Origin of the sequence: Niastella soli, assembly GCF_017742245.1 — a bacterium.
Taxonomy (GTDB): Bacteria; Bacteroidota; Bacteroidia; order Chitinophagales; family Chitinophagaceae; genus Niastella; species Niastella soli.
This window is the reverse complement of the sequence record NZ_JAGHKO010000011.1, coordinates 181,213-202,695: the sequence shown is the minus strand read 5'-3', so window position 1 is coordinate 202,695 and position 21,483 is coordinate 181,213. Positions and strand designations below refer to the sequence as shown.

Annotated in this window: 19 protein-coding genes; 7 read left to right on the top strand and 12 right to left on the bottom strand. The window is 43.2% G+C overall.

The window, feature by feature from the left end; all coding sequences use genetic code 11:
• The first annotated feature begins 1 nt into the window (after position 1).
• Positions 2–1,510 carry a sulfatase-like hydrolase/transferase gene (locus J7I42_RS27010; RefSeq protein WP_209142067.1) on the top strand — a complete coding sequence of 503 codons (1,509 nt, stop codon included), beginning with the start codon at positions 2–4 and terminating at the stop codon, positions 1,508–1,510.
• A gap of 104 nt (positions 1,511–1,614) precedes the next feature.
• A complete protein-coding gene (gene bioB, locus J7I42_RS27005) occupies positions 1,615–2,598 on the top strand; it encodes a biotin synthase BioB (RefSeq protein ID WP_209142065.1) in 984 nt (327 codons plus the stop codon).
• Between the two features lie 132 nt (positions 2,599–2,730).
• Here the strand turns inward: bioB and J7I42_RS27000 are convergent, their stop codons facing one another.
• From J7I42_RS27000 to J7I42_RS26975, 6 genes are all read right to left on the bottom strand, one after another.
• Positions 2,731–3,138 (bottom strand): response regulator, encoded by a 408-nt coding sequence (locus J7I42_RS27000; RefSeq protein ID WP_209142063.1) that lies wholly within the window; start codon positions 3,136–3,138, stop codon positions 2,731–2,733.
• Between the two features lie 121 nt (positions 3,139–3,259).
• Positions 3,260–4,330, bottom strand: coding sequence for a type IX secretion system protein PorQ (gene porQ, locus J7I42_RS26995; protein ID WP_209142061.1), 1,071 nt, complete (start codon positions 4,328–4,330; stop codon positions 3,260–3,262).
• A 274-nt stretch (positions 4,331–4,604) separates the two neighbouring features.
• The gene (gene lon, locus J7I42_RS26990; RefSeq protein ID WP_209142059.1) at positions 4,605–7,007 is read right to left on the bottom strand and encodes an endopeptidase La; all 2,403 of its coding nucleotides are present in this window, start codon (positions 7,005–7,007) and stop codon (positions 4,605–4,607) included.
• A gap of 442 nt (positions 7,008–7,449) precedes the next feature.
• Positions 7,450–7,881 carry a DUF3276 family protein gene (locus tag J7I42_RS26985; RefSeq protein WP_209142057.1) on the bottom strand — a complete coding sequence of 144 codons (432 nt, stop codon included), beginning with the start codon at positions 7,879–7,881 and terminating at the stop codon, positions 7,450–7,452.
• A 136-nt stretch (positions 7,882–8,017) separates the two neighbouring features.
• Positions 8,018–9,841: an ABC transporter ATP-binding protein gene (locus J7I42_RS26980; protein WP_209142055.1), complete on the bottom strand. Its 1,824-nt coding sequence runs from the start codon at positions 9,839–9,841 to the stop codon at positions 8,018–8,020.
• A gap of 113 nt (positions 9,842–9,954) precedes the next feature.
• On the bottom strand, positions 9,955–10,296 hold the full coding sequence (locus J7I42_RS26975) for a hypothetical protein (RefSeq protein ID WP_209142053.1): 342 nt from the start codon (positions 10,294–10,296) through the stop codon (positions 9,955–9,957).
• A gap of 134 nt (positions 10,297–10,430) precedes the next feature.
• Here J7I42_RS26975 and J7I42_RS26970 point away from each other — a divergent pair, with 134 nt between their 5' ends.
• Together J7I42_RS26970 and J7I42_RS26965 are read left to right on the top strand one after the other, a co-directional pair.
• Complete coding sequence (locus J7I42_RS26970; RefSeq protein WP_209142051.1) at positions 10,431–12,137, top strand: glycoside hydrolase family 13 protein; 1,707 nt, start codon at positions 10,431–10,433, stop codon at positions 12,135–12,137.
• Between the two features lie 11 nt (positions 12,138–12,148).
• Entirely contained in the window at positions 12,149–12,685 is a 537-nt protein-coding gene (locus J7I42_RS26965; RefSeq protein WP_209142049.1) for a pyridoxamine 5'-phosphate oxidase family protein, read from the top strand.
• 49 nt (positions 12,686–12,734) lie between these two features.
• Here J7I42_RS26965 and J7I42_RS26960 read toward each other — a convergent pair whose 3' ends face one another.
• The 3 genes from J7I42_RS26960 to J7I42_RS26950 all read right to left on the bottom strand — a co-directional run bounded on the left by J7I42_RS26960 (position 12,735) and on the right by J7I42_RS26950 (position 15,223).
• The gene (locus J7I42_RS26960; RefSeq protein ID WP_209142047.1) at positions 12,735–13,124 is read right to left on the bottom strand and encodes an RDD family protein; all 390 of its coding nucleotides are present in this window, start codon (positions 13,122–13,124) and stop codon (positions 12,735–12,737) included.
• A gap of 51 nt (positions 13,125–13,175) precedes the next feature.
• Positions 13,176–13,733 carry a pyridoxamine 5'-phosphate oxidase family protein gene (locus J7I42_RS26955; protein ID WP_209142045.1) on the bottom strand — a complete coding sequence of 186 codons (558 nt, stop codon included), beginning with the start codon at positions 13,731–13,733 and terminating at the stop codon, positions 13,176–13,178.
• 116 nt (positions 13,734–13,849) lie between these two features.
• Positions 13,850–15,223: a baeRF7 domain-containing protein gene (locus J7I42_RS26950; protein ID WP_209142043.1), complete on the bottom strand. Its 1,374-nt coding sequence runs from the start codon at positions 15,221–15,223 to the stop codon at positions 13,850–13,852.
• A gap of 283 nt (positions 15,224–15,506) precedes the next feature.
• Between J7I42_RS26950 and J7I42_RS26945 the strand changes: the two genes are divergently transcribed.
• The 3 genes from J7I42_RS26945 to J7I42_RS26935 all read left to right on the top strand — a co-directional run bounded on the left by J7I42_RS26945 (position 15,507) and on the right by J7I42_RS26935 (position 19,562).
• A complete protein-coding gene (locus tag J7I42_RS26945) occupies positions 15,507–17,501 on the top strand; it encodes a serine hydrolase (RefSeq protein ID WP_209142041.1) in 1,995 nt (664 codons plus the stop codon).
• Positions 17,502–17,631: 130 nt separating this feature from the next.
• Entirely contained in the window at positions 17,632–18,822 is a 1,191-nt protein-coding gene (locus J7I42_RS26940) for an MFS transporter (protein ID WP_209142039.1), read from the top strand.
• Between the two features lie 338 nt (positions 18,823–19,160).
• Complete coding sequence (locus J7I42_RS26935) at positions 19,161–19,562, top strand: hypothetical protein (RefSeq protein ID WP_209142037.1); 402 nt, start codon at positions 19,161–19,163, stop codon at positions 19,560–19,562.
• A gap of 70 nt (positions 19,563–19,632) precedes the next feature.
• Here J7I42_RS26935 and J7I42_RS26930 read toward each other — a convergent pair whose 3' ends face one another.
• The 3 genes from J7I42_RS26930 to J7I42_RS26920 are packed head-to-tail and all read right to left on the bottom strand — an operon-like array spanning position 19,633 to position 21,094.
• The gene (locus J7I42_RS26930) at positions 19,633–19,854 is read right to left on the bottom strand and encodes a hypothetical protein (RefSeq protein WP_209142035.1); all 222 of its coding nucleotides are present in this window, start codon (positions 19,852–19,854) and stop codon (positions 19,633–19,635) included.
• 25 nt (positions 19,855–19,879) lie between these two features.
• On the bottom strand, positions 19,880–20,572 hold the full coding sequence (locus J7I42_RS26925) for a LytR/AlgR family response regulator transcription factor (protein WP_209142033.1): 693 nt from the start codon (positions 20,570–20,572) through the stop codon (positions 19,880–19,882).
• A gap of 36 nt (positions 20,573–20,608) precedes the next feature.
• A complete protein-coding gene (locus J7I42_RS26920; protein WP_209142031.1) occupies positions 20,609–21,094 on the bottom strand; it encodes a hypothetical protein in 486 nt (161 codons plus the stop codon).
• Between the last annotated feature and the right edge of the window lie 389 nt (positions 21,095–21,483).

Below are 21,483 nucleotides of genomic sequence, written 5' to 3'. Positions count from 1 at the left end.
TATGCCACCAGCACACCTTAAACAGCTACCATTTCATACTTTTTTACTTCCACTTTTTTTTGTACTGCATGCGCTGAACCAATACTTTCGCTTAATACCGGCAACGTTAACAGTGGAGTATTTGTTGTATTATGTTTTACTGGCTGCAGGACTGTTACTTTCCGGCAAATGGTTGTTTAAAACATGGGCAAAAGGGGGAGTTTGGACTACCGGCGCGTTGATCATTTTTTTCTTTTTTGGTGCGCTCCACGATTTTATTAAAAGTACGCCCATACTACGGTTTATTGCTTCCTATAAAATACTGCTGCCGCTTTTACTGATTGTCTTTATAGCATTTTCCCTGATCATTAAACGCAGCCGGCAAATACAAAAAACAGCTCAATACTTCACCTATCTGTTTTTGTTGCTTACCGCCATAGAGGGGTTGCAAATAGCTGGCAAACTGTTAACCAGCCGGCAGGCACAAACGTATGCAACTAACAACCCGCCTGTCACCGCAGCCATTACAGGGCCCGCTAAAAACCAACCCGATATTTTCTTTATTGTATTTGATGAATATGCCAGTTCGGTTGGTTTGCAACAATATCTGGGGTTTAACAACAGCCAGCTCGATTCAACTTTGCTTGCCAACCATTTTTATATTGTTCATAATTCAAAAAGTAATTACAATTCAACCCCCCTTTCCCTTGCTTCAACCTTAAACCTGCAGTATTTTAATGCCCCCCTTGAAAACGAATTTACAGATGCACATACCATGTTAAAAGGCTGGTATTCTTTAAAAATGAGCCACCTGCCACAATTGCTGGCAAATGCTGGCTATACCATCTACAATTACGGTTTGTGCGATTTGGACAAGTATCCCGTGCATACATCACGCTATTTTAACGATTATGAAAATGGCACTATGTATAAAGAAACCATCTGGGGGTGTATTCAAAAAGACATTTTATGGAACATTAATACATTGCACTTACCTTTTCTTATTAAAAAAAACCTGGCAGCGCGCAAAGCCACGCAAACAAATTTTATTGCCCGTAACCGCCAGCATCTGCAACTTTTACTACAGGCATTACAAACGCAGAATAATCAACCCAAATTTGTGTTTTGCCACATTATGATGCCACATTCACCTTTTTACTTTGATAAGGAAGGCGTACCCAACCAGCTATATACCAACGATACATATGACACCAGAAACAACCGTGGCCTTTACCTGGAGCAATTACAATATACAAATACCTGGATAGATTCTATTGTACAGGCAGCCAGCCAACCTTTTACCCGCCCACGGGTAGTTATTATAGAAGGCGATCATGGCTACCGGGAGAATGAGCCCAATACACCACGCAATATGAATTTTATGAACTTGAACGCCTGGTATTTTTCAGACGGACAATATCAGTATCTCAATGACAGCATAAGCCCGGTAAACAGCTTCAGGGTTATTTTGAACAAATATTTCAATAACCAGCTGCCCCTGTTAAAGGACAGCACAGTACTTTTACGATAAAATCGCATAGATGATTTTTCCCTATCTTCACACCCCCTTAGGGCATCAAAACAGGGAAACAAAACTACAGCACTAACTTAAAAAATTATTTATAATTAATTGGTATGGATGCAATTATCAGAAACGACTGGAAGATTGAAGAAATACAGGAAATTTACAATTCCCCCTTGCTTGAGCTCATTTATCGTGCTGCCACGGTACACAGGCAGTACAACGACACAGGAGAAGTACAGGTTTGTACCCTGCTTTCTATAAAAACCGGTGGTTGCTCGGAGGACTGTGCTTATTGTCCGCAGGCTGCCCGCTATAGTACAGGTGTTGATGTACATGCATTAATGCAAAAAGACCAGGTGCTTGAATATGCCGCCAAGGCAAAAGCAGCCGGTTCCACCCGTTTTTGTATGGGTGCTGCCTGGCGTGAAGTAAGAGACAACCGCGACTTTGACCGTGTTATTGACATGGTAAAAGGCGTAAATGAAATGGGAATGGAAGTGTGCTGTACCCTGGGTATGCTTAACGAAACACAAGCCCAGAAACTGGCCGACGCTGGTTTGTATGCCTACAACCACAACCTGGACACCTCTAAAGAATATTATACAGAGATCATTACTACCCGTACCTACGACGACCGTCTGGAAACCCTGGACAACGTTCGTAAAGCCGGTATTTCCGTTTGCTGTGGTGGTATTGTTGGTTTGGGCGAAACCCATGCAGACCGCATTAAAATGCTGCATACGCTCAGCACCATGCCTGAGCACCCAGAAAGTGTGCCCATCAATGCGTTGGTAGCTGTAGCCGGTACACCGCTCGAAAACAATCAGAAAGTAGATGTGTGGGATATGGTGAAAATGATCGCCACAGCCCGCATCCTGATGCCAAAAGCCATGGTACGTTTAAGTGCAGGCCGTGCTACTATGAGCGTTTCTGACCAGGCATTGTGCTTTATGGCCGGCGCCAACTCCATCTTTACCGGGGAGAAATTACTGACCACACCCAACCCTTCATTTGATGAAGATCAGGCGATGTTCAATCTGCTGGGGATCACCCCTCGCGAAGCTTTCAAAGACGAAAAAGAGCTTGTTGGATAAAACAGCCGAAGTAAGAAGTAGGAAGTAAAAAATACAAATAAAAAAAGGATCATCTGCAAAACAGGTGATCCTTTTTTATTATATGAGTCATGAATTTCTTACATCTTACCTCCTACTTCCTACATCATCGAATCAGCTGCTAATTATATCGGAAATCTCCTTACAGAAATATTGCTTGCCCTCCATCACCAGCATAATAGCGCGGATCATTTCTTCGCCGGAAGAGTTTTTGGTAACATAGCCATTGGCACCCGCATGCATAAGTGCGTTAACGTATGGAAGATCGGTATGAACAGAGATCCCAATAATACGGATCTCATCAGTAAGGGTCCGGATGGCTTTGGTAGCTTCGATACCACTCACCGGTTCCATATTTATGTCCATTAAAACCACATCGGGTGAAAGCGTTTTGCAGGCTTCAATAACCTGCCTACCATTTTCACATATGGCAATTATCGACAACCTTTTATCCCTGCTGAGCAGCAGGTTCCAGGCTTCGCGTACTAATTTGTGATCATCTGCTATAATCACTTTGATCATTAAGAAAAAGGTTTATTTGGCGAAAATTAAGATTACTGATTTTGTGGGATAAACAGGATTCCATGTCCCTTAAATTTTTAAAGTTTAAGGAAAGCGGTTAAGATTAATTAAGGGAAAACAATTACTTATTTCCTGCTCTATTCAACAACCCGCCCGAGCCGAAATAATCGTTTAGCCTGAGGTTTAAGCCGAATTGGTTATAGGAAGAATTATTTTGATAATAACTCCTCGCGTAGCGGATTTGGATTTTTTTGAATAACACGCCAACACCCATTGAAAAACCGTTTAGTCCGTTGCCGGCGTTTGTTATGTTCAGTTCTTTGCGGCGGAGGTAATTGTATCCAGCTGTTACTTCTACTTTATCACCAACATATAATTGCACAGCCAGAATAACATGTCTGAAAAACTTGTCAAATATATATTTTTTTTCCTTGCTATCCTGAGCTAAACCTGTTTCATTGTTAAATAAAGTGTCGTTGTAACGAGTATCAAATTTATGCAGCTGGAAAAAAGTCAATGAAAACTGCAATGGCGCATGGGCCAGCCGTTTGGAAATACCCAGTTGCAGATCAAAGGGCAGATCGCCACTAGCAGTGCCGGTATATTGTTTTACCTGGGCGCCCATATTCTTTGCCACCAACGAGGCCTGCCATAAATTAGCGGAATCGGCATAGGCAATTCCCATATCCATAGCTATGCCCGATGACCGATAGATACCATAAGATGAATGAATGAATTTTGCAGTAACGCCATAATGCCAGCGCTCCCCATATTGGCGGGTGGCACTTACCTGCACAACATAATCTGCTGGTCGCATGGCACCCAGCACATTCCCCGTCATATCAGTTTCGGCTATTGATCCATAACTAAAATAATTAATACCAGCAGCAAAAGTGGTGTTGAGCGCATTAGCATGATATCCCGACATCAGGTGATAGTTCTTTATACCCGCATAAAAGGAATTGAAGACCATGGTGGTTTGGGTATGCATTTCAGGCCGTAATAAAGCCGGATTATTGAATGCAAGCCCTATGTCGTGGGTTTGATTGGTAATATTGATCCCGCCTAAGGCAGTCAACTGGGGCGTATTGGAGAGCTTTAAAAAATTATAGACCGTATTCCCCCCTACTGTTTGCGCATTTGAATGGGCAAGGATAAATAAAAAACCTAATATAAGCAGTTTGATTTTCATGGAGGGCATATCCGCCTACGCCAGGGCTCCGGCGGACAAAGCGAAAATAGCAAAAAAGAAACAAGGCACAATCCGCCTTTGCCAAGGCTACGGCGGATACAAAAAAAAAATTCCTCCATTGACATGGAGGAATTTCTTTAACCCTTAAAACAACCAACATGAAAAAAAATCTCGGTTGAATATTATACTAACAGGGTTTATCAGTTATTTGTTCAAAAAGATGTCATTGTCCGTATTAAAATCCAATTAAAGGCCCAGCTGATCTGACATTCCATTATCCCAATGCGATATCCAATACCTGCTGCATTGTTTTTACATAGTGAAATGTTAATCCTTTTATAAATGCGGGCTCAATTTCTTTTATGTCGCGTTCATTCTGCCAGCACATCACAATCTCTTTCAAGCCTGCTCTGCGGGCAGCCAGCACTTTTTCTTTTATGCCCCCTACCGGCAACACCTGACCGCGCAAGGTAATTTCACCGGTCATGGCCAGATAAGGTTTTACCCGTTTGCCTGTTAAAGCCGATGTAATGGCTGTCATGATAGTTATACCGGCACTTGGACCATCTTTCGGCACGGCGCCTTCAGGCACATGCACGTGAATGTTCTTTTTATCAAAAAGCGATGGATTGATCCCTATCTTTTTAGCATTGGATTGTAAATAAGTTAGCGCAGTTACAGCGCTTTCTTTCATCACATTGCCCAGGTTACCGGTCAGTTTCAACTCTCCCTTGCCATCACTGAGACTGGTTTCCATAAAAAGGATATCGCCGCCTACATATGTCCAGGCCAGTCCAATGGCCACACCGGGCATATTGGCTGCCTTATACATTTCATTGTTATACTTGGGTTTGCCCAGGATCTTTTCTATATCCTTTTCGGTAAGGGAGGGTTTTACCGATTCATTCATGGCAAATTCCTTTGCCTCGTAGCGCATTATAGAAGCGAGGTAACGGTCCAGCTCACGAACGCCGCTTTCCCTGGTATAATTCTGAATGATCTTTTCCAGAATATTATCGCCAATTTTAAATTCGACCGGTTTTAATCCATGCGCTTCTTTTTGTTTGGGTACCAGGTGCCGTTTGGCTATCTGTATCTTTTCTTCTACAGCATACCCGCTCAGGTTAATGATCTCGAGTCGGTCGCGCAGCGCGGGTTGAATATTATTGATGTCATTGGCAGTAGCAATGAACAATACTTTACTGAGGTCGTACTCCAGCTCCAGGTAATTATCGTAGAAATTATTATTCTGTTCAGGGTCCAGCACTTCGAGCAAAGCTGATGATGGATCGCCGCGGAAATCGCTCCCCACTTTATCAATTTCATCGAGGATGATCACCGGGTTCGATGATTTTAATTTCCGCAATAATTGAATGATACGGCCCGGCATGGCCCCTATATAGGTTTTGCGATGACCGCGGATCTCGCTTTCATCGTGCAAGCCACCTAAACTTACGCGGCCATATTTCCGTTTAACCGCGGTGGCAATACTGCGACCAAGGGAGGTTTTACCTATACCCGGAGGGCCTACAAAACACAGGATGGGGCTTTTCATGTCGCCCTTTAGCTTTAATACGGCCAGGTATTCCAACAAACGCTCTTTTACCTTATCCATGCCATAATGGTCATGGTCGAGCACTTTCTTGGCTTTTTTCAGGTCGTACTGGTCTTCGGTCACTTCACCCCAGGGCAGTTCAAGCATGAGGTCGAGGTGATTGTACACTACGGAGTAATCGGGGGTGCTGGGATGCATGCGCTCCAGCTTTTCAATGCCCTTTTTGAACATTTCCTTAGCCGCTTCAGACCATTTCTTGGCGTCGGCCTTTTTCATCATTTCCTTGATCTCACGCTCATTGGTATCGCCGCCCAGCTCTTCTTTAATGCTTTTCATTTGCTGTTGCAGGAAATACTCGCGCTGCTGTTTATCGAGCTCCGTCTTGGTTTTGGTAGTCACCTTGTTCTTAAGCTCGGCAAACTGCAGTTCCCGTTGCAACAGCTTCATCAACAGGTCAGCCCGCTTTTCGATATTATTCATTTCCAGCAGTTTCTGCTTTTCCAACAACTCGGTGTTCAGGTTGCTGCTTATGAAGTGAATAAGGAAAGAGGGGTTCTCTATATTTTTTAAAATAATGGAGGCTTCGGAGGGAATATTGGGCGACAGCTGAATGATTTGCCCAGCCAGTTCCTTGATAGTGGCCACATAGGCATTAAAATCCTCGTTTTTGGGGGCATCCGGCTCTTCCAGCAGTTCTACCTGGGCTTTGAAATAAGGGTCTTCGGCAGTAATGCTTTTTATTTTAAACCGGCGTTTACCCTGAATAATGACAGTGGTGCCGCCATCGGGCATTTTGATCATTTTTATGATCTTGGCTACCGTGCCTATGTCTTCCAGGTCGGTAACCGCCGGATCTTCCACATTGCTGTCTTTTTGTGCTATAACCCCTACCAGCTTGTCAGCCTTATAGGCGTCATTTACGGCTTTTATGCTTTTATCGCGACCCACGGTAATTGGTAAAACAACCCCGGGGAACAAAACGGTATTACGCAGTGGCAACAGGGCCAGTTCGGACGGAATGACTATATCTGCACTGTTATCTCCTTCATTTTCGTTGAGAGGGATAATAGGAATAAAATCCATTTCATCTTCAGGCGTGAATAATATTTTCGCTTCTTTCATACAAAGATTATCTGTGACAAAATAACATACTCTTGCTTAAAATACCATGAATTGAAGGCAATTGCCATATATGTCAAGTTTAATGCCAGTGCAATAAAGGCATGGGTTTCAGGTCAATAACTACATATTTTGTCAGTTTAAACAGACAATCAGCCTTAATACAAAGAATATCAGGTATATAAATAGAAGAGATTGTTTGCAAAAGATGCTTTGCGGTTGGGGGAAACAGAGAGAAAAGGCTATGGGCTATGGGCAATGTGAAAAAGGCAAAAAGAAAATACGTTTTCAGGATCAGGATGCTGAATAACGAATAAAACGTACAAATGAGTGAATCAGGAGACGGCGATCGAGCAATGCAGCCGGCCGAAAAACGCCTACTGCCCTAAAAAGAAAAAAAGCTCCTTTTGGGAGCTTGCTAGATCATAAAACCGTTTATGGGAAATTACCATTTGTCAACTTCTTCACCGGCATCTGCAGCTGAACCAGCACCATTGGTGGCAGCACTGCTTACTGGTTGTAAAGCGGGTGCAGCAGCAGGGGCGGCGTCCATAACATCATCGATATCTGTATCTGCAACTTGATCGTGGTTGTAGGCGTCAAAATCAAAATTGGGCATCAATTCAGTTTTCACATAGTCTACTGCTTCGGTCAATGCCTTCAGAAATTTGTTGAAGTCTTCTTTGTAAAGGAAGATTTTGTGCCTGTCGTACCCGTTTTCGTTGAATTTTTTGCGGCTCTCCGTAATGGTAATGTAGTAATCATTTCCACGGGTAGCCCTCACATCAAAGAAGTAGGTTCTTCTTTTCCCAGCTCTTATGCGTTTGCTATAAACGCTTTCCATACGTTTGTCGTTGTTTTCGTACGCCACAGTCATTTAAGTTTTGCAGTTAACAATTATCAAATTTTCACAAAAAAAAGCGTTACAAATATAATATTGTTTTAGAATCAACAAAATTTCATTAGCATTTTACGAAGTAATTTCCCTTATTTATCCCCAATTGTGTATCGTTTTAGCCCTCTTCCCGCTCCTGTTGCAGCTGTTGTTCGTATAAATACGCGTAATATCCATTCAATGACAATAATTCGTTATGTGTTCCGGTCTCCACAATCTTCCCTTCATCCAGCACTACAATGGTGTCAAAATCGAATAAAGTAAAAATGCGGTGGGTGATAATGATGGCTGTTTTATGTTGGAGGTATATACTTAGATTACCCAGTATTTCTTTCTCAGTACGGGCGTCCACGGCACTTAAACAATCATCAAACACCACTATTTGCGGGTCCTTTGCCAGAGCGCGTGCAATAGAGATACGTTGTTTTTGTCCGCCGCTTAGGGTTACTCCCCGCTCCCCTACCATGGTGTCGTATTTTTCGTGAAACTGCTCTATTTCTTTTTCAACACTGGCCGAACGGGCTGCTTTTACTACGGTTTCGTTATTAACGGTCCCCCCAGGGCTGAACAGGATATTATTATTTATGGTATCGCTGAAGAGGAATACATCTTGCGGCACATAACTGATCTGGCGGCGCAAATCCTGCAGGTCTGTCTGACGCAGATCGGTACCATCAATGCTTACCTTGCCCTTTGTAGGATCGTACATGCGTAATAACAATTGCGCAATAGTGGTCTTACCACTGCCGGTATGTCCGATAATGGCGATCTTTTGTCCTTTTTTTATATGCAGGTTAAAATGGGTAAGCGCCTGAATGCCAGTGTTTGGGTATACAAAGTCAACATTTTCAAATGTAATGGCTCCCTGTAACGCCGGTTTAACGGGATGTACGGGGTTTACTATAGCAGAATTGGTGTCGAGGAACTCATTAATACGTTTTTGAGAAGCGGCCGCCCGTTGTATCATACTTGCCGTCCAGCCAATAGCGCCAACCGGGAAGGTGAGCATGTTTATATACATCACAAACTCGGCAATGGTACTCATATGAATATCGTGCTTGCCATAAATTGCGTAAATGCCGCCAATCATGATGGCCAACAACGTACTGAGCCCAATAAGCAGGGTCATAGAAGGAAAATACAAAGCTTCCATTTTAGCCAGTCCAATAGCGTTTTCTTTATACTCCTCGCTATTCTTATCAAAAAACCGGTACATGGCTTTTTCCTGAACAAACGACTTAATAACCCGGATGCCGGAATAAGATTCCTGGGCATTGGTAGTTAGATCGCTCAACAAAGCCTGTATGCGTTCACTTCTTTTGTTAATGATGGTATTTACAACATAAATGGTGACGGCCAGAATTGGCAACGGTGCCAATACATAGAGGGTAAGCAACGCATCTTTCTTCACCATATAATATACCGACAGCGAAATAAGCGACACCAGATTTATTAAATACATGATGGCTGGCCCTGTAAACATCCTCACCCGGCTAACATCTTCGGCCATGCGGTTCATGAGGTCGCCGGTGCTGTGGGTCTTGTAGAAATTGACATCGAGGGTGAGGTAGTGTTGAAAGATCTGGTTCTTTTGGTCATATTCGATGTGGCGGCTCATAACGATGATCGTTTGCCGCATCAGGAACATGAAAACTCCACGAATAAGGGCCAATACCAGAATAACAATACCACAAAAAGCAATGACGGAAATAGTTCTGCTCTTTTCGGCAAAATGAATGAACCAATTTACCAGCCAGTCGTATTGTACGGGTTCTTTTTTTGATTCAATACCAAAAGCCCGTTGCACTACATCGAACACGTAGCCGGTAACCTGGGGTGCCAGTACGGCAAAGTAGTTGGAAATTATAATAAAAACGATCCCAAGGAATAGTCTCAAACGGTACTTCCAGAAGTATCTTTCTAGTGCTTTTAAATGTTTCATTCGAGGGCCAAAGGTAGGTTGAAAAAGTTAATCAGTTAACGAGTTGACGAGTTGAGAAGATAGCGCATACTCAGCTCTCCAATTAATTATCAACTTTTTAACTTTCCAACTGATCAACAGGGCAACTTCTGGTCAGTCTGAGCACTCATTGCCCTTACCACTGCTATCACCCCAATCAATCCGATTATGCCTAAGATCCCGATCAAAAGGGGCATCTTATCAACTTTCCTCCGGCTGTGACTCTTCTTCGGCGGTTCACTTGCTATATCCCCTTCATTTACAAGGTCATATTCATCACCAGGCACCTCGTTCAGTGGATCGTCTTCATCTGCCTCATTTTTATTTTTTATGGGAGTTTCCTTACGCACCGTATTGAAACTATTACCAATTGTGGTCTCAAATTCACTATGAACCTGGTTGTTCGGGTCTGTACGTGGACGTTTTCGCTTTTTCATAACCTATACTTTCAAAACTTATACCCGGTCGCCATAGCCCTGGCTCAGGTGAAGCCGCCTTCGCTAAAGCTACGGCGGCTACTATGGTATGCAGATTGCAAACTGATTCAGACATTAAAAAATAATTACTATATATGGAGATAAAGGATAAAGAATGGTGGAAGGAAACAGTGATCTATCAAATATATCCCCGCAGTTTTAAAGACAGCAATGCCGATGGCATTGGTGACCTGCCCGGACTTATTTCAAAACTGGATTATATTCAAAGCCTTGGGGTTGGCCTGGTATGGCTGAACCCCATTTATGCTTCGCCCAATGACGACAATGGGTACGATATCAGTAATTATGAAGCTATTATGCCCACATTTGGCACCATTTCCGATTTTAATACCCTGCTGGTTGGTCTGCATGCCAGAGGTATAAAGTTGTTGATGGACCTGGTGGTAAATCACACCAGCGATGAACATCCCTGGTTTGTGGAATCGAGGAAATCGCGGGATAATCCCTATCGCGAATATTACCATTGGTGGCCGGCCGAAAAAGGGAAGCCGCCACACCGTTATAGCTTTTTCGACAAAAAAGGCGATGCCTGGCAATTTGATGCGGCTACCAACTCCTATTACCTGCATTACTTCAGTAACAAACAACCTGATCTGAACTGGGAGAACCCTAAAGTAAGGCAGGAAATTTATCAAATGATGCGCTTCTGGCTCGACAAAGGCATTGATGGCTACCGGCTGGATGCTATCTCCTATATCGCAAAAGATACAAGCTGGCCGGTGCTTTCGAAAAAAGAGGTGAAAGAAAAATATGACAACGACTGGAGTTACTTTTATGCAAAGGGACCTAAACTGCATGAATACCTGCATGAAATGCATCTGGAAGTACTAAGCAAGTACCCTGACATGGTGACCATTGCAGAAACACCGGGTATTGAAAAAGAGGAAGCCTTGCAATTTGTGCATGAAGACAGACAGGAACTGCATATGCTGTATCATTTTAAAGGCATGGGATTGGGTTACGCCAAAGAAGGTTTTAAACGTCCTGATCCGAATGGCTATAGCCTGCCTGCCTTTAAAAAACTGTATACCGAATGGAATGATGTATTTTCCAAAGAAGGCTGGGGCACTATCTATTTAGGCAATCACGATCAACCGCGGATGCTTACCCGATGGGGCAATGATAAACCTGAGTTCAGGGTACCCTCCAGCAAATTGCTGATCACCTTTTTATTGACCATGCGTTCTACCCCTATTTTTTATAATGGCGATGAGCTGGGCATGGCGAATATCAAGTTTGAATCTATCCAGGACTACCGCGACATTGAGACCCTGTACATGTACCATTACCTGCAATTTCAAAAAGGCGACCTGGATCAGTTCATTAAAGACCAGCAGTTTGGCGCCCGCGATAACAGCCGTACGCCTTTTCAATGGGATGCTACGCCCAATGCCGGTTTTACAACCAGTGAACCCTGGATAAAAGTAAATCCCGACCATGTATACATCAATCTGGAAGCGCAGGATATGGATGGCAATTCTCCACTGAATTATTTCAGGCACCTGGTGCAGTTAAGAAAAGACCACCTGGAGTTGATCTATGGCGAATACAAACTCTATGATCCGGAACATGAACAGATCTTTACTTATACCCGCACGCTGGAAAAAACGGCCACTTTAATAGTGCTTAATTTTTCAGACGAACTGGTACCCTATACTATTCCCAAAGAATTACATAAAAAACAATTTCAACTGATCAGTAACAATGAAACGTCGCTGCAACAGGAAGGGCATCATGTTACCTTGTTGCCCTGGCAGGCGTTGATATTTAAACTAAAATAAAACAGTTTTTTATGGATAGTATTAACAAACAACAAAAGGAAAAAAACCGCGAAGACCTTAACAATGAAGCTGCCGTTAAAAAACTCCGTGAGCTTATTGATAAAACAAAGACCTGCTTTTTCGATACGGGGCATGCTACCAACGAAACAAGCGGTGTACGGCCAATGGCGGTTCAACAAATAGATGACGCAGGTAATTTGTGGTTCCTAAGCGCTAAAGACAGCCATAAGAACCAGGACATAACGCTAAACTGCACGGTAAAACTGTTCTTCCAGGGTTCAGCCCATTCCGATTTTATGTACATCACCGGCAAAGCAGAAATTGTAAATGACCGGAATAAAATTGACGAACTGTGGGAACCAATTATGAAAACCTGGTTCACTGAAGGCAAAGATGACCCCAGAATATCAGTCATAAAATTTATTCCACAGGACGGGTACTATTGGGACACCAAACATGGCAAAGCCATTGCCTTCTTAAAAATGATGACTGGTGCAGCAACCGGCAAAACAATGGATGATTCTATTGAAGGGAAGTTGAATATGTAGCAATATCAAAAGGCTCATAAACATTTTGTGAGCCTTTTAAATTATCAGGTTATACTTTTACCATTACACTACCGACAACCAGGTCATGAATGGCTCTGCGCTTTGGGTTTGAGCCAATAGTTACAAATGAAAGCCAGCCCAACATACATTTTATCGCATACCTGATGAGGGCGTCAACAAAATTGATCTTTCGGTTGGTATCTGAATGCTTTCTAACCCGGATACCTTTAATCTTATTACCCATCGTACAACCCAGGGTTGTAAAAAGTGGTTCATATACTATAAAAAGACCAATAAACAGCGTCATAGGTACCCAGTCTGGGACGTTTTCAAACTTATCCATAATCGCAGATCCTATTCCCAGCAACACTATCAGAAAAATAAAGTCAATAAAAGTAGATTGAATTCTGTCTTTCAGTAAAGGGTAGTTTTCGTTCATAAGGGTTTATTAAGGACTCACATAATAGGAAAGAATTGGCTATTTACAAAACTACCCGGTTGCCACCCCCAGGGCTGTTTGCAATCCGTCGAGGCTGATCCGGTTCTTTTCCTCTTTGTAGGCTTCCAGGCCTTCGGGCCCCTTTTTCTCAGCCCATTTTTGTGCATGGTCCCTTTCGCCGAGATAGTCGTACAGGGGAACACCAAAACCGCAGGAGGTCTGGACTTTGTGGATCTCAGCCACAATTATTTGCCGGGTTGATAAGTGCAGGGTGAACAAGGCCGACAGTTCCGCCCATTGCGCATCGCCTGGCAAAACAGTAACGCCATTGCCATATAACCGCAGAATGTTGGGGGCGTCTTCAAATGCACAAAACATAAAGGTGATGCGGCCATTTTCCAGCAAATGCGCGGAGGTTTCATTGCCGCTGCCCACGATATCAAGATAAGCTACCCGGGTAGGCGATAATACCCGGAAGCTGTCGAGCCCCTTGGGCGAGAGGTTTACATGCCCCTCACCGCTTAACGGCGCAGAGGCCACAAAGAACATTTTTTGCTTTTCAATAAACTCAGCATGATGGGGCTGAATGGAATCAAAAAATTTACCCATAGGAATCGATTAAGGGTACAAAGATAAAAAGAGCCCACGACATGCTATCTCGTGGGCTCCAACTGAAGAACCAGTCACGTGAGCCGTCCGCCAACCGGTGGGTAACCCATCTTACACTAATACCTGAATATAGCCGCCAGCTCACTTTGATTTGGCATTTGGTCTGCTTCCAGATAATATACTTCTCCGCCGTTTTGAATGGTTTTTATTACTGCTTTATCAACCAGATCATCCGCATTATTCATATTTCCTTCCAACTCCTGCATAGCCAGTTTATTTTCCTGTTCATTAAATGTGCCGAATACCTGAAAGCCCTTCTTCACAAACAAATGCGAAATCTTTCCGTAATAAGCGGCCGGAATAATGGCATCGACCATGGAAGAGGTAAGGGCTGTTGCCAGTTTATTAAGATAATCTTCGAGCGCGTATTGTAATGGTTGGTCAAAGTAGGGTTTCATTACCTTCATCGCCTCTTCATATATATCGTTATCGTTTTGTTGATGATGATTACCGGTCAATGCTTCGGGCCAGATGTTCTTATATTTGGAAACCGATCTATAAATAGGGATCAGGAATTCCTGTCCAGCCAGTAATAAGGGGGCGTTCTGCCCATGTAACTGGGTTTCCCAAAGCGTATCATCCACTTCCTGCAGGTAAGTAGCAATGTTCTCATTTTCTTCAGGTCTTCCGCCGCCTGTGCCATGGAAGTTAGCGCCGCCTTTTCCGCCACTGCCAGATCTGAATAACATATCGCCATCTTTCTCTTCAAAGTGCACCACATCATCTACCCCAAAAGGCATTTCATCTATTTGTAATCGCTCAATGCCAAATCCATCGGCCCGATAAAAACGGGGGAATTTTTTAGCAATATCGAGCAAATAGAAAGTCTCCCCTCTAACCATATAGGGTACCAACGGGCCTACATAAAATGAAGAATTAACCTGTATCAATTGTATTACCGGATTACCCAGTTTTACATATTTGAAAAAGCCATCGGCTATGTAAACCGCCAATCCATTATTAAGCGAAAGCCAGAATGTATTATTTTTTAAGAGATCATATCCTGGTTGCAACATGTCTTTAATGGAGGATTGATCAATCCCTTTTTCGTTCAGCATTTTTTCAACCTTTTGCAAAGCGGCTTTAAATGCTGTCATATCGGCCTGTTCATTTACCTCCACGCCCGCCTTATGTGTTGGCATCAGTAAACTGATACAGGGCGGCTTGTCAAAACCAGTCAGCTCAATAAAAACATCCCTGGTCAATATACCGGGTAGCTCTTCCACCTGTGTTTTCGTTACTATTTCATTATAACCAGTATTGGTGTTTCTATTTTGTGTGGACCCTGTGGTTGTATGATCAGCTCGTTTATTTGTATTTCTATTGGGATGTTTGGTCGGCAGGTCGGCCGGAATGTCTGGTTGATTTTTGTTTGCACCGGATGGTTTTCCTTTACCCGGTTGCCATTTATTTTCTCTATCCTTTCCCATACAATATCGTTTTCAGTAACGCCTCAATAAATATACCAGCGTTGTTTATAGTCACGGACACCATAACCGAACTTATTATTGATTGCCAATAGCTAAATGGGGTATTTATAGCCCATAATGCTTTAAATATTCCGCAATAAAAAAGCTTGGTGGTTAAACATTTTCGTTGCCATTCGTCACCTTTCATGCAACATATTGACAATAAATACTACCTTAAGATATCCGCCGTTCCCCTGTAACCTCCCTACTCCGCCAATCGTCATATTTCAATTAACTAGTTACCATGTCAAACATCCTCATTAAAATCATCTCCCTGTTTACCTGCTGTTGGCTCGCCTCGATCCCTGTTTTGGGTCATAATGGCAACATTGCCTATGCTTATCCACTTGGTCCAATCACTGTTGACGGTAATTTGTCTGACTGGCCCGGCAATGCCCAAAAGTACCCGATTGGTATGGACCTCTCCCCTACCAACCCTAAAAACGAAGCAGACTTCTCGGGGTTCTTTCAGTTGGGTTACCGGCTCGATAATCACTCTTTATATGTTGCGTTCACCATAACTGATGATGATTTTATTGAAGACACGTCTGACAATGTACGCTGGAATACGCAGGATGGACTGGAAGTAAGTATTGATGCCCGCCACCTGTTATCAGGATCAGGTGTGGCCTCTTTTATGTACAGTAAGAAACTGCGCAATATCAATAACGCTTTTTATGATCCATTTGCCAGTACCGCCAATTGGAGCATTATGGAGGTAGCCATGGTTCGAAATGGCAGCACCCGTATTTACGAATGGCGTATGCAGTTAGGCAATGAGCTGGTAGTTGGTAAATCGATTGGTTTCGATTTCCATGTTTTCGATAAAGACGGGGATGGCAGTTTTTCCTATTCGGCCTGGGGCAAGGGAGGTGAGAAATATATGAATCCTAACAGCCTGGGCGATGTACTTATTCTGCCCACAAACGCCAAACTGGGTACCCTTTCGGGAAAATTAAAGTGGGATAAACCTGTAACAACGAAATTACCCGGACAGGTTTGTTTGATCGCCAATAAAAACGGGTGGGTTGAAACCGCGCTGGACAGCCTGGGAAATTATTCTGCAACCCTTCCTGTTGGTAAATACGAGATCAGTTTATACGATACCTATTATCAAACCGACGACAAAGTGTATGGCACCATGCAGAAAAAACCGGAAACGGTGGAAGTAAAGACCGCACAAAAAACCATAGCACGCGATCTTATTCTTCCTTCTAACCCTGCCCCTGATCTGCTTCCCGATAAAGGCATACTGTTTGATTTTACATCTTCCAACACCAGCCAGTTAGACAATTTTATTGAAACCTACATGAAGTATTATGGTATACCCGGTGTTTCGCTGGCGCTGATAAAAGATGGGAAAATGGTTTATCATAAAACCTATGGCGTTCGTAACAGCATGACAGGTGAAAAGGTAGATGATAACACCTTATTTGAAGCCGCTTCCATTACCAAACCCGTATTTGCCTTTGCGGTGGAACGGCTGGCAGAACGCGATGTTATTAACCTCGACAAACCATTGCATGAATACCTTCCCTACAAGGACATTGAACATGACGAGCGATATAAGTTGATCACCGCCCGCCATGTATTAACACATCGAACAGGGTTTCCTAACTGGCGCTGGATGAACGAAAACGGCCGGCTGGACCTTAAGTTCACCCCGGGAACCGCCTTTGGTTATTCGGGTGAAGGTTTCCAATACCTGAAAATGGTGGTAGAAAAGATCACCGGCAAACCAGTAGAAAAAGTATTACAGGAAGAGGTGATTGAGCCCATTGGGTTGTACCACACCTTCTTTTCAAAAAATGACTCCCTCCTACACATGAAGGCCAATGGGCATTACAACAAACTGCCCAATAAGATCGATGCGCCCGAACAACCGAATATGGCAGCCTCCATGCATACCGAAGCCATCATCTTTTCAAAGTTTGCGCTTTATCTGTTAGAACAAAAAGGGCTGTCTGCTGCTATGTACGACACCATTCTTTCAAAACATTCTGAAGATACTACCTATCACCCCAGGTTCCCAACTTATATGGGCATGAGCCTGGAAATAAGGGAAACGCCCTATGGCAAATCATTTGGCCATGGCGGTAATAACGGTGATTTCAAATGCCGGTTTGAAGTATACAAGGACCTGAAAATGGGGTACGTAATTCTTACCAACTCCAATACCTCAGATCAGTTACTATCAAACCTGCGTCAATTGCTGGTAGAAGGGAAAGAGAAGCCGTGAAAAAACATCAGTCACATTATGAAACAGGGGGTAATTGACGCAATTACCCCCTAAAAATGTCTCCATTACCACCGTTGATACCCGATAGTTTTCTGCAACTTTGTCCATAATTTATTCTTTATAAATAAGTATGGACCCTGTAAAGAAAACATTGGTATCAAAGGAATTTATTGCCTTTACGGCCAGTTCTATGATCCTGACGGCATTGGGTATAGACATTATGCTGCCAGCCTTTGCAGATGTACGTAAACACTTCTCATCAGGCAACTCAGGTACAGAGACCGCTCAACTGGTTTCATGCTTTTTTATGGGTCAGGTAACCCAGCTATTGTTTGGTTACCTTACAGACAGGCTGGGCCGTTTACCTATCTTACGGGCCGGTATTGTTTTGTATGTTATCACTGGCTTTTGTACCGCATTTGCGGGTAGCCTGTACTGGATGTATGTTTTCCGATTTATTGCCGGCATGGGAGCTGCAGCTGTTTTTATGACCTCTATTGCAGCTGTACGTGACCGGTATGCAGGTGATGCCATGGCAAGGGTTATGTCGCTGGTCCTATTCGTATTTCTGTTCACTCCTGTAGTGGCGCCTGCGTTAGGTGCATTGGTGTTGAAATACTTTTCCTGGCGGGTGGTTTTCTCCATTCCTCCAGCCTTTGCCGTGATCGTATTTATTTGGTCATTCCGCATGAAAGAGTCACATCCGGTATCGGCCAGATCAAAAGGAGATCTTAAGAGCACAGCACACAAGCTGGTATCCATTATACAGAACCGCATCTTTTTAAGATACGTTACCATTGCCACGCTTCTTTTTTCAGTATTCAGCTCCTATATCTCCAGCTCGGAGCGCATTATTGGCACTATTTATCAACGGCCAGCCTTATTTCCTATTATATTCGGATCAATTGGTCTCTTCATGGCTGTTTCTGCTGTGAGCAATTCCTACTTTTCAAAAAGATACGGCGCACGCAAAACAATCCGCATTTTATTAGCAGGTTTCTTTGCAGTAGCTACTATCCTTCTTTTGTCAACATACATATTGGGTGACCCACCGCCTGCACCGCTGTTTTTTATCCTGCTTGGGCTCATCTCCTGCATATTCATTGCAGCTGACCCTAATAGCTCAGCCATTGCACTGGAACCATTGGGTGATAAAGCCGGGCTGGCGGCTTCCGTATACGGCACCATCTTTTTCTTTGTAGGCTCCGGTATTGGCACCTTTATCAGCAATCAGCTGATACATGGCGTTGGTGCACTGGTAACCGGCTTTTTTGTAGCGGGACTGGTTGCAGTGGTGTTGGTATATAGTACAAAGATGTAACTAATAACAGCTGTTAGTTTATCAGCCTTGAGGTAATTATTTCTTTTAACAGACGAGCTATAAAAAGCAAAACATACGCGTTCTACTCCTCATTATGGGGAATCTTAACACGTGAAAAACGATTGGGCATCATGAGCCATTCTTAACAGGACCCGCTACCATAGCGGGTTTTAACTTTTTATAAAGGTCTTACCCATACTAAAAACCGCCTTATGTTGATTTTCAGGAGGCCCAACCCCGATGTATGTTTGCATTACGAAACGCAACAAACACCAACAACCGGTGAAACGTTCGGAAAAATAAGTAAACAAGAAATATAACTATAAAAGATTACAATTATGAAAACAAGTAAGTATACAATCGCCCTTTTTACCTTAATCACTTTAACCGTAGGTTTTTCAACTGTAACACTGGCTAATGAAGAGCCTAAAACAGCTGCTGTCACTGAACTGAAGTTCATCGGCAACCTGAACAACTCACCTGTATTTGAACTGAGCCTGATCAATGCAGATGAAGATGAGATCGTTGTTACTTTCCGTGATGAAGCTGGTAATATAGTGTACACTAATAAATTCAAAGGTTCTGGTATCAACAAGAAATTCCTGTTGAAATCTGATGGCTTTGAAGAGCAAGCCCTGAATGTAACTGTAAAATCTTTTAAGAATAATACCACTGAAGTATATAGCATCAACAAAAATCAGACTTATGTTGAACAAACAGTGGTAAACAAAGTGAAGTAATAACCGACCACAATAAAGATCCGCAAGTGGCCCCGACAGTAATGTTGGGGCTTTTATTATTTATACCACATCAATCATCACTTTCGCGTAGTTTCCGCTCTACCGCGGCATACGATTGTTTTGCACGCACTGATCTGAGACTATCCGTTAGCCAGTCACCAGCCGGTTGATATGGCTTTTTAAAATTGAGTTGCAAACTATTTACATGTTCCTGGAATGCAGCAGGATGATCATTTGTGTGGCAGGCAGACAATAACGCAAGCAGACCTGCCTGTAAAACAAAGACTTTCATTTTGCGGAATTTATACGTTAAGACACTACAAGATATTCAACCGTTTATTCAGGGCTTTTCGATAAGCATCGGCCACCGGTATAGATTTACCGGCCACCACTAATGCCCCATCCTGTATTACATCGATCTTGTTCAGGGCTATCAGGTAAGAACGATGGGTCCTGATAAAGTCTAAAGACGACAACCGTTCTTCCACCGCCTTGAGCGTAGTATGAATGGCGTAGAATTTATGGGCAGTAAAGAGTTTTACATAATCGCCCATGGCTTCGGCATAGAGGATCTCATCGAGTTTGAGTTGCCGCACAATATTGGAATCCCGGACAAAAATAAAAGGATCGTCCGTTACCTTAATGGCTTCCTTGTCGCCTAACCACTGCCGCACTTTTTCAATGGCACAAAGAAATCTCGCGGCTGTAACCGGCTTCAATAAATAATCGGCTACATTCAACTCAAATGCCTCCAGTGCATACTCTTTGTTTGAGGTGGTAAAAACAATAACAGGTTTTTTATTGCCCAGGTTACGCGTAAGTTCCAGGCCCGTCATCCCCGGCATTTCAATATCCAGCAGCAAAAAATCAACGGTGTGTTCCTGAAGATAATTATATCCTTCCATGGCCGTAGTGCATTCTCCGGCAACAACAAGGTCCTGCACCTGGGTCGCCAGCTTTTTCAATACTGAGCGGGCAATTGCATTGTCATCAATAATGAGACATGTCATAGCAGCAGTTTTTGCACAGTAAATTAAGATCGACTTTTAGTTAGCGTATTCAAAAAAGTTTGTTGCGCCTGTAAGCAGGGGCACCTTTACTTTAAATTCCATGTTGTTCTGTTGCCGGTCGTAGAGATAAATAGAAATATCCCAATCATTATTGACTGCGCCTGAATACATGCCTACGGTGTCAATGACCAGTAAACCAGTACAGCTAGCTGCCCCATAATGGTCATTGAGAATTCCATCCAGTGGGAGCAACAACCCCTCTTCAGTTATCTCTGCCAGATCAACAGGCTGATTGCCACGAATATTCATGGCTATTTGCACCCTTTCGCGTGATCTTGTAAACCACTCCCGCTTACTATGTCCGTTCAACTGCATAAGATATTGCCAATCGGCATCGAGGTTCAATGATCCATTGTTAAAATCGAGGGTAAGACTCAGCAATGGCAGGCGTTTGGAAGAAGACCTGAGTGTTGAAGAAGGGACCATGTAGGTTACTTTCATTAGTGGAAATTGCGGTGTCATAGTTTTAATTTTTAATTGCGATTTAAATGTACACCCACCAAAACCGCCTTTCAGCTGCCAGTCGTTGAACAGGCAAATTCAGTCGTTCACCCCCACTTATGTATTGACCATTTTTAATGATCACATAATAAAAAGTCCCGACAGAACCGTCGGGACCTCTACCTAAAACTCACTGTATATTTATAACCGCCCTGAAAACTTCCTTATTGACACCTCAAAAGTAGAACGGCGACAGCAGTTCCCCTCTTACCGATCGGTCAACAGGCATTTTGAGTCGTTGAATGCGGCTAATGAAAACATGGCCTTTCTTGCCGACTGTTTACGCCTTTTCACCGATTGCGATCGGGCAATGGCCTCCTGCTAAAATAGCTTTGTAAAAAGATTAGCGC

Bases quoted from the DNA above. Each gene is read 5' to 3' on its own strand.
- J7I42_RS27010 (WP_209142067.1), top strand. From the start codon at position 2: ATGCCACCAGCACACCTTAAACAGCTACCATTTCATACTTTTTTACTT.
- J7I42_RS26970 (WP_209142051.1), top strand. From the start codon at position 10,431: ATGGAGATAAAGGATAAAGAATGGTGGAAGGAAACAGTGATCTATCAA.
- J7I42_RS26925 (WP_209142033.1), bottom strand. From the start codon at position 20,572: ATGACATGTCTCATTATTGATGACAATGCAATTGCCCGCTCAGTATTG.
- J7I42_RS26940 (WP_209142039.1), top strand. From the start codon at position 17,632: ATGGACCCTGTAAAGAAAACATTGGTATCAAAGGAATTTATTGCCTTT.
- J7I42_RS27000 (WP_209142063.1), bottom strand. From the start codon at position 3,138: ATGATCAAAGTGATTATAGCAGATGATCACAAATTAGTACGCGAAGCC.
- J7I42_RS26920 (WP_209142031.1), bottom strand. From the start codon at position 21,094: ATGACACCGCAATTTCCACTAATGAAAGTAACCTACATGGTCCCTTCT.
- J7I42_RS26965 (WP_209142049.1), top strand. From the start codon at position 12,149: ATGGATAGTATTAACAAACAACAAAAGGAAAAAAACCGCGAAGACCTT.
- J7I42_RS26985 (WP_209142057.1), bottom strand. From the start codon at position 7,881: ATGACTGTGGCGTACGAAAACAACGACAAACGTATGGAAAGCGTTTAT.
- J7I42_RS26960 (WP_209142047.1), bottom strand. From the start codon at position 13,124: ATGAACGAAAACTACCCTTTACTGAAAGACAGAATTCAATCTACTTTT.
- J7I42_RS26945 (WP_209142041.1), top strand. From the start codon at position 15,507: ATGTCAAACATCCTCATTAAAATCATCTCCCTGTTTACCTGCTGTTGG.
- lon (WP_209142059.1), bottom strand. From the start codon at position 7,007: ATGAAAGAAGCGAAAATATTATTCACGCCTGAAGATGAAATGGATTTT.
- J7I42_RS26955 (WP_209142045.1), bottom strand. From the start codon at position 13,733: ATGGGTAAATTTTTTGATTCCATTCAGCCCCATCATGCTGAGTTTATT.
- J7I42_RS26980 (WP_209142055.1), bottom strand. From the start codon at position 9,841: ATGAAACATTTAAAAGCACTAGAAAGATACTTCTGGAAGTACCGTTTG.
- J7I42_RS26930 (WP_209142035.1), bottom strand. From the start codon at position 19,854: ATGAAAGTCTTTGTTTTACAGGCAGGTCTGCTTGCGTTATTGTCTGCC.
- porQ (WP_209142061.1), bottom strand. From the start codon at position 4,330: ATGAAAATCAAACTGCTTATATTAGGTTTTTTATTTATCCTTGCCCAT.
- J7I42_RS26950 (WP_209142043.1), bottom strand. From the start codon at position 15,223: ATGGGAAAGGATAGAGAAAATAAATGGCAACCGGGTAAAGGAAAACCA.
- J7I42_RS26975 (WP_209142053.1), bottom strand. From the start codon at position 10,296: ATGAAAAAGCGAAAACGTCCACGTACAGACCCGAACAACCAGGTTCAT.
- J7I42_RS26935 (WP_209142037.1), top strand. From the start codon at position 19,161: ATGAAAACAAGTAAGTATACAATCGCCCTTTTTACCTTAATCACTTTA.
- bioB (WP_209142065.1), top strand. From the start codon at position 1,615: ATGGATGCAATTATCAGAAACGACTGGAAGATTGAAGAAATACAGGAA.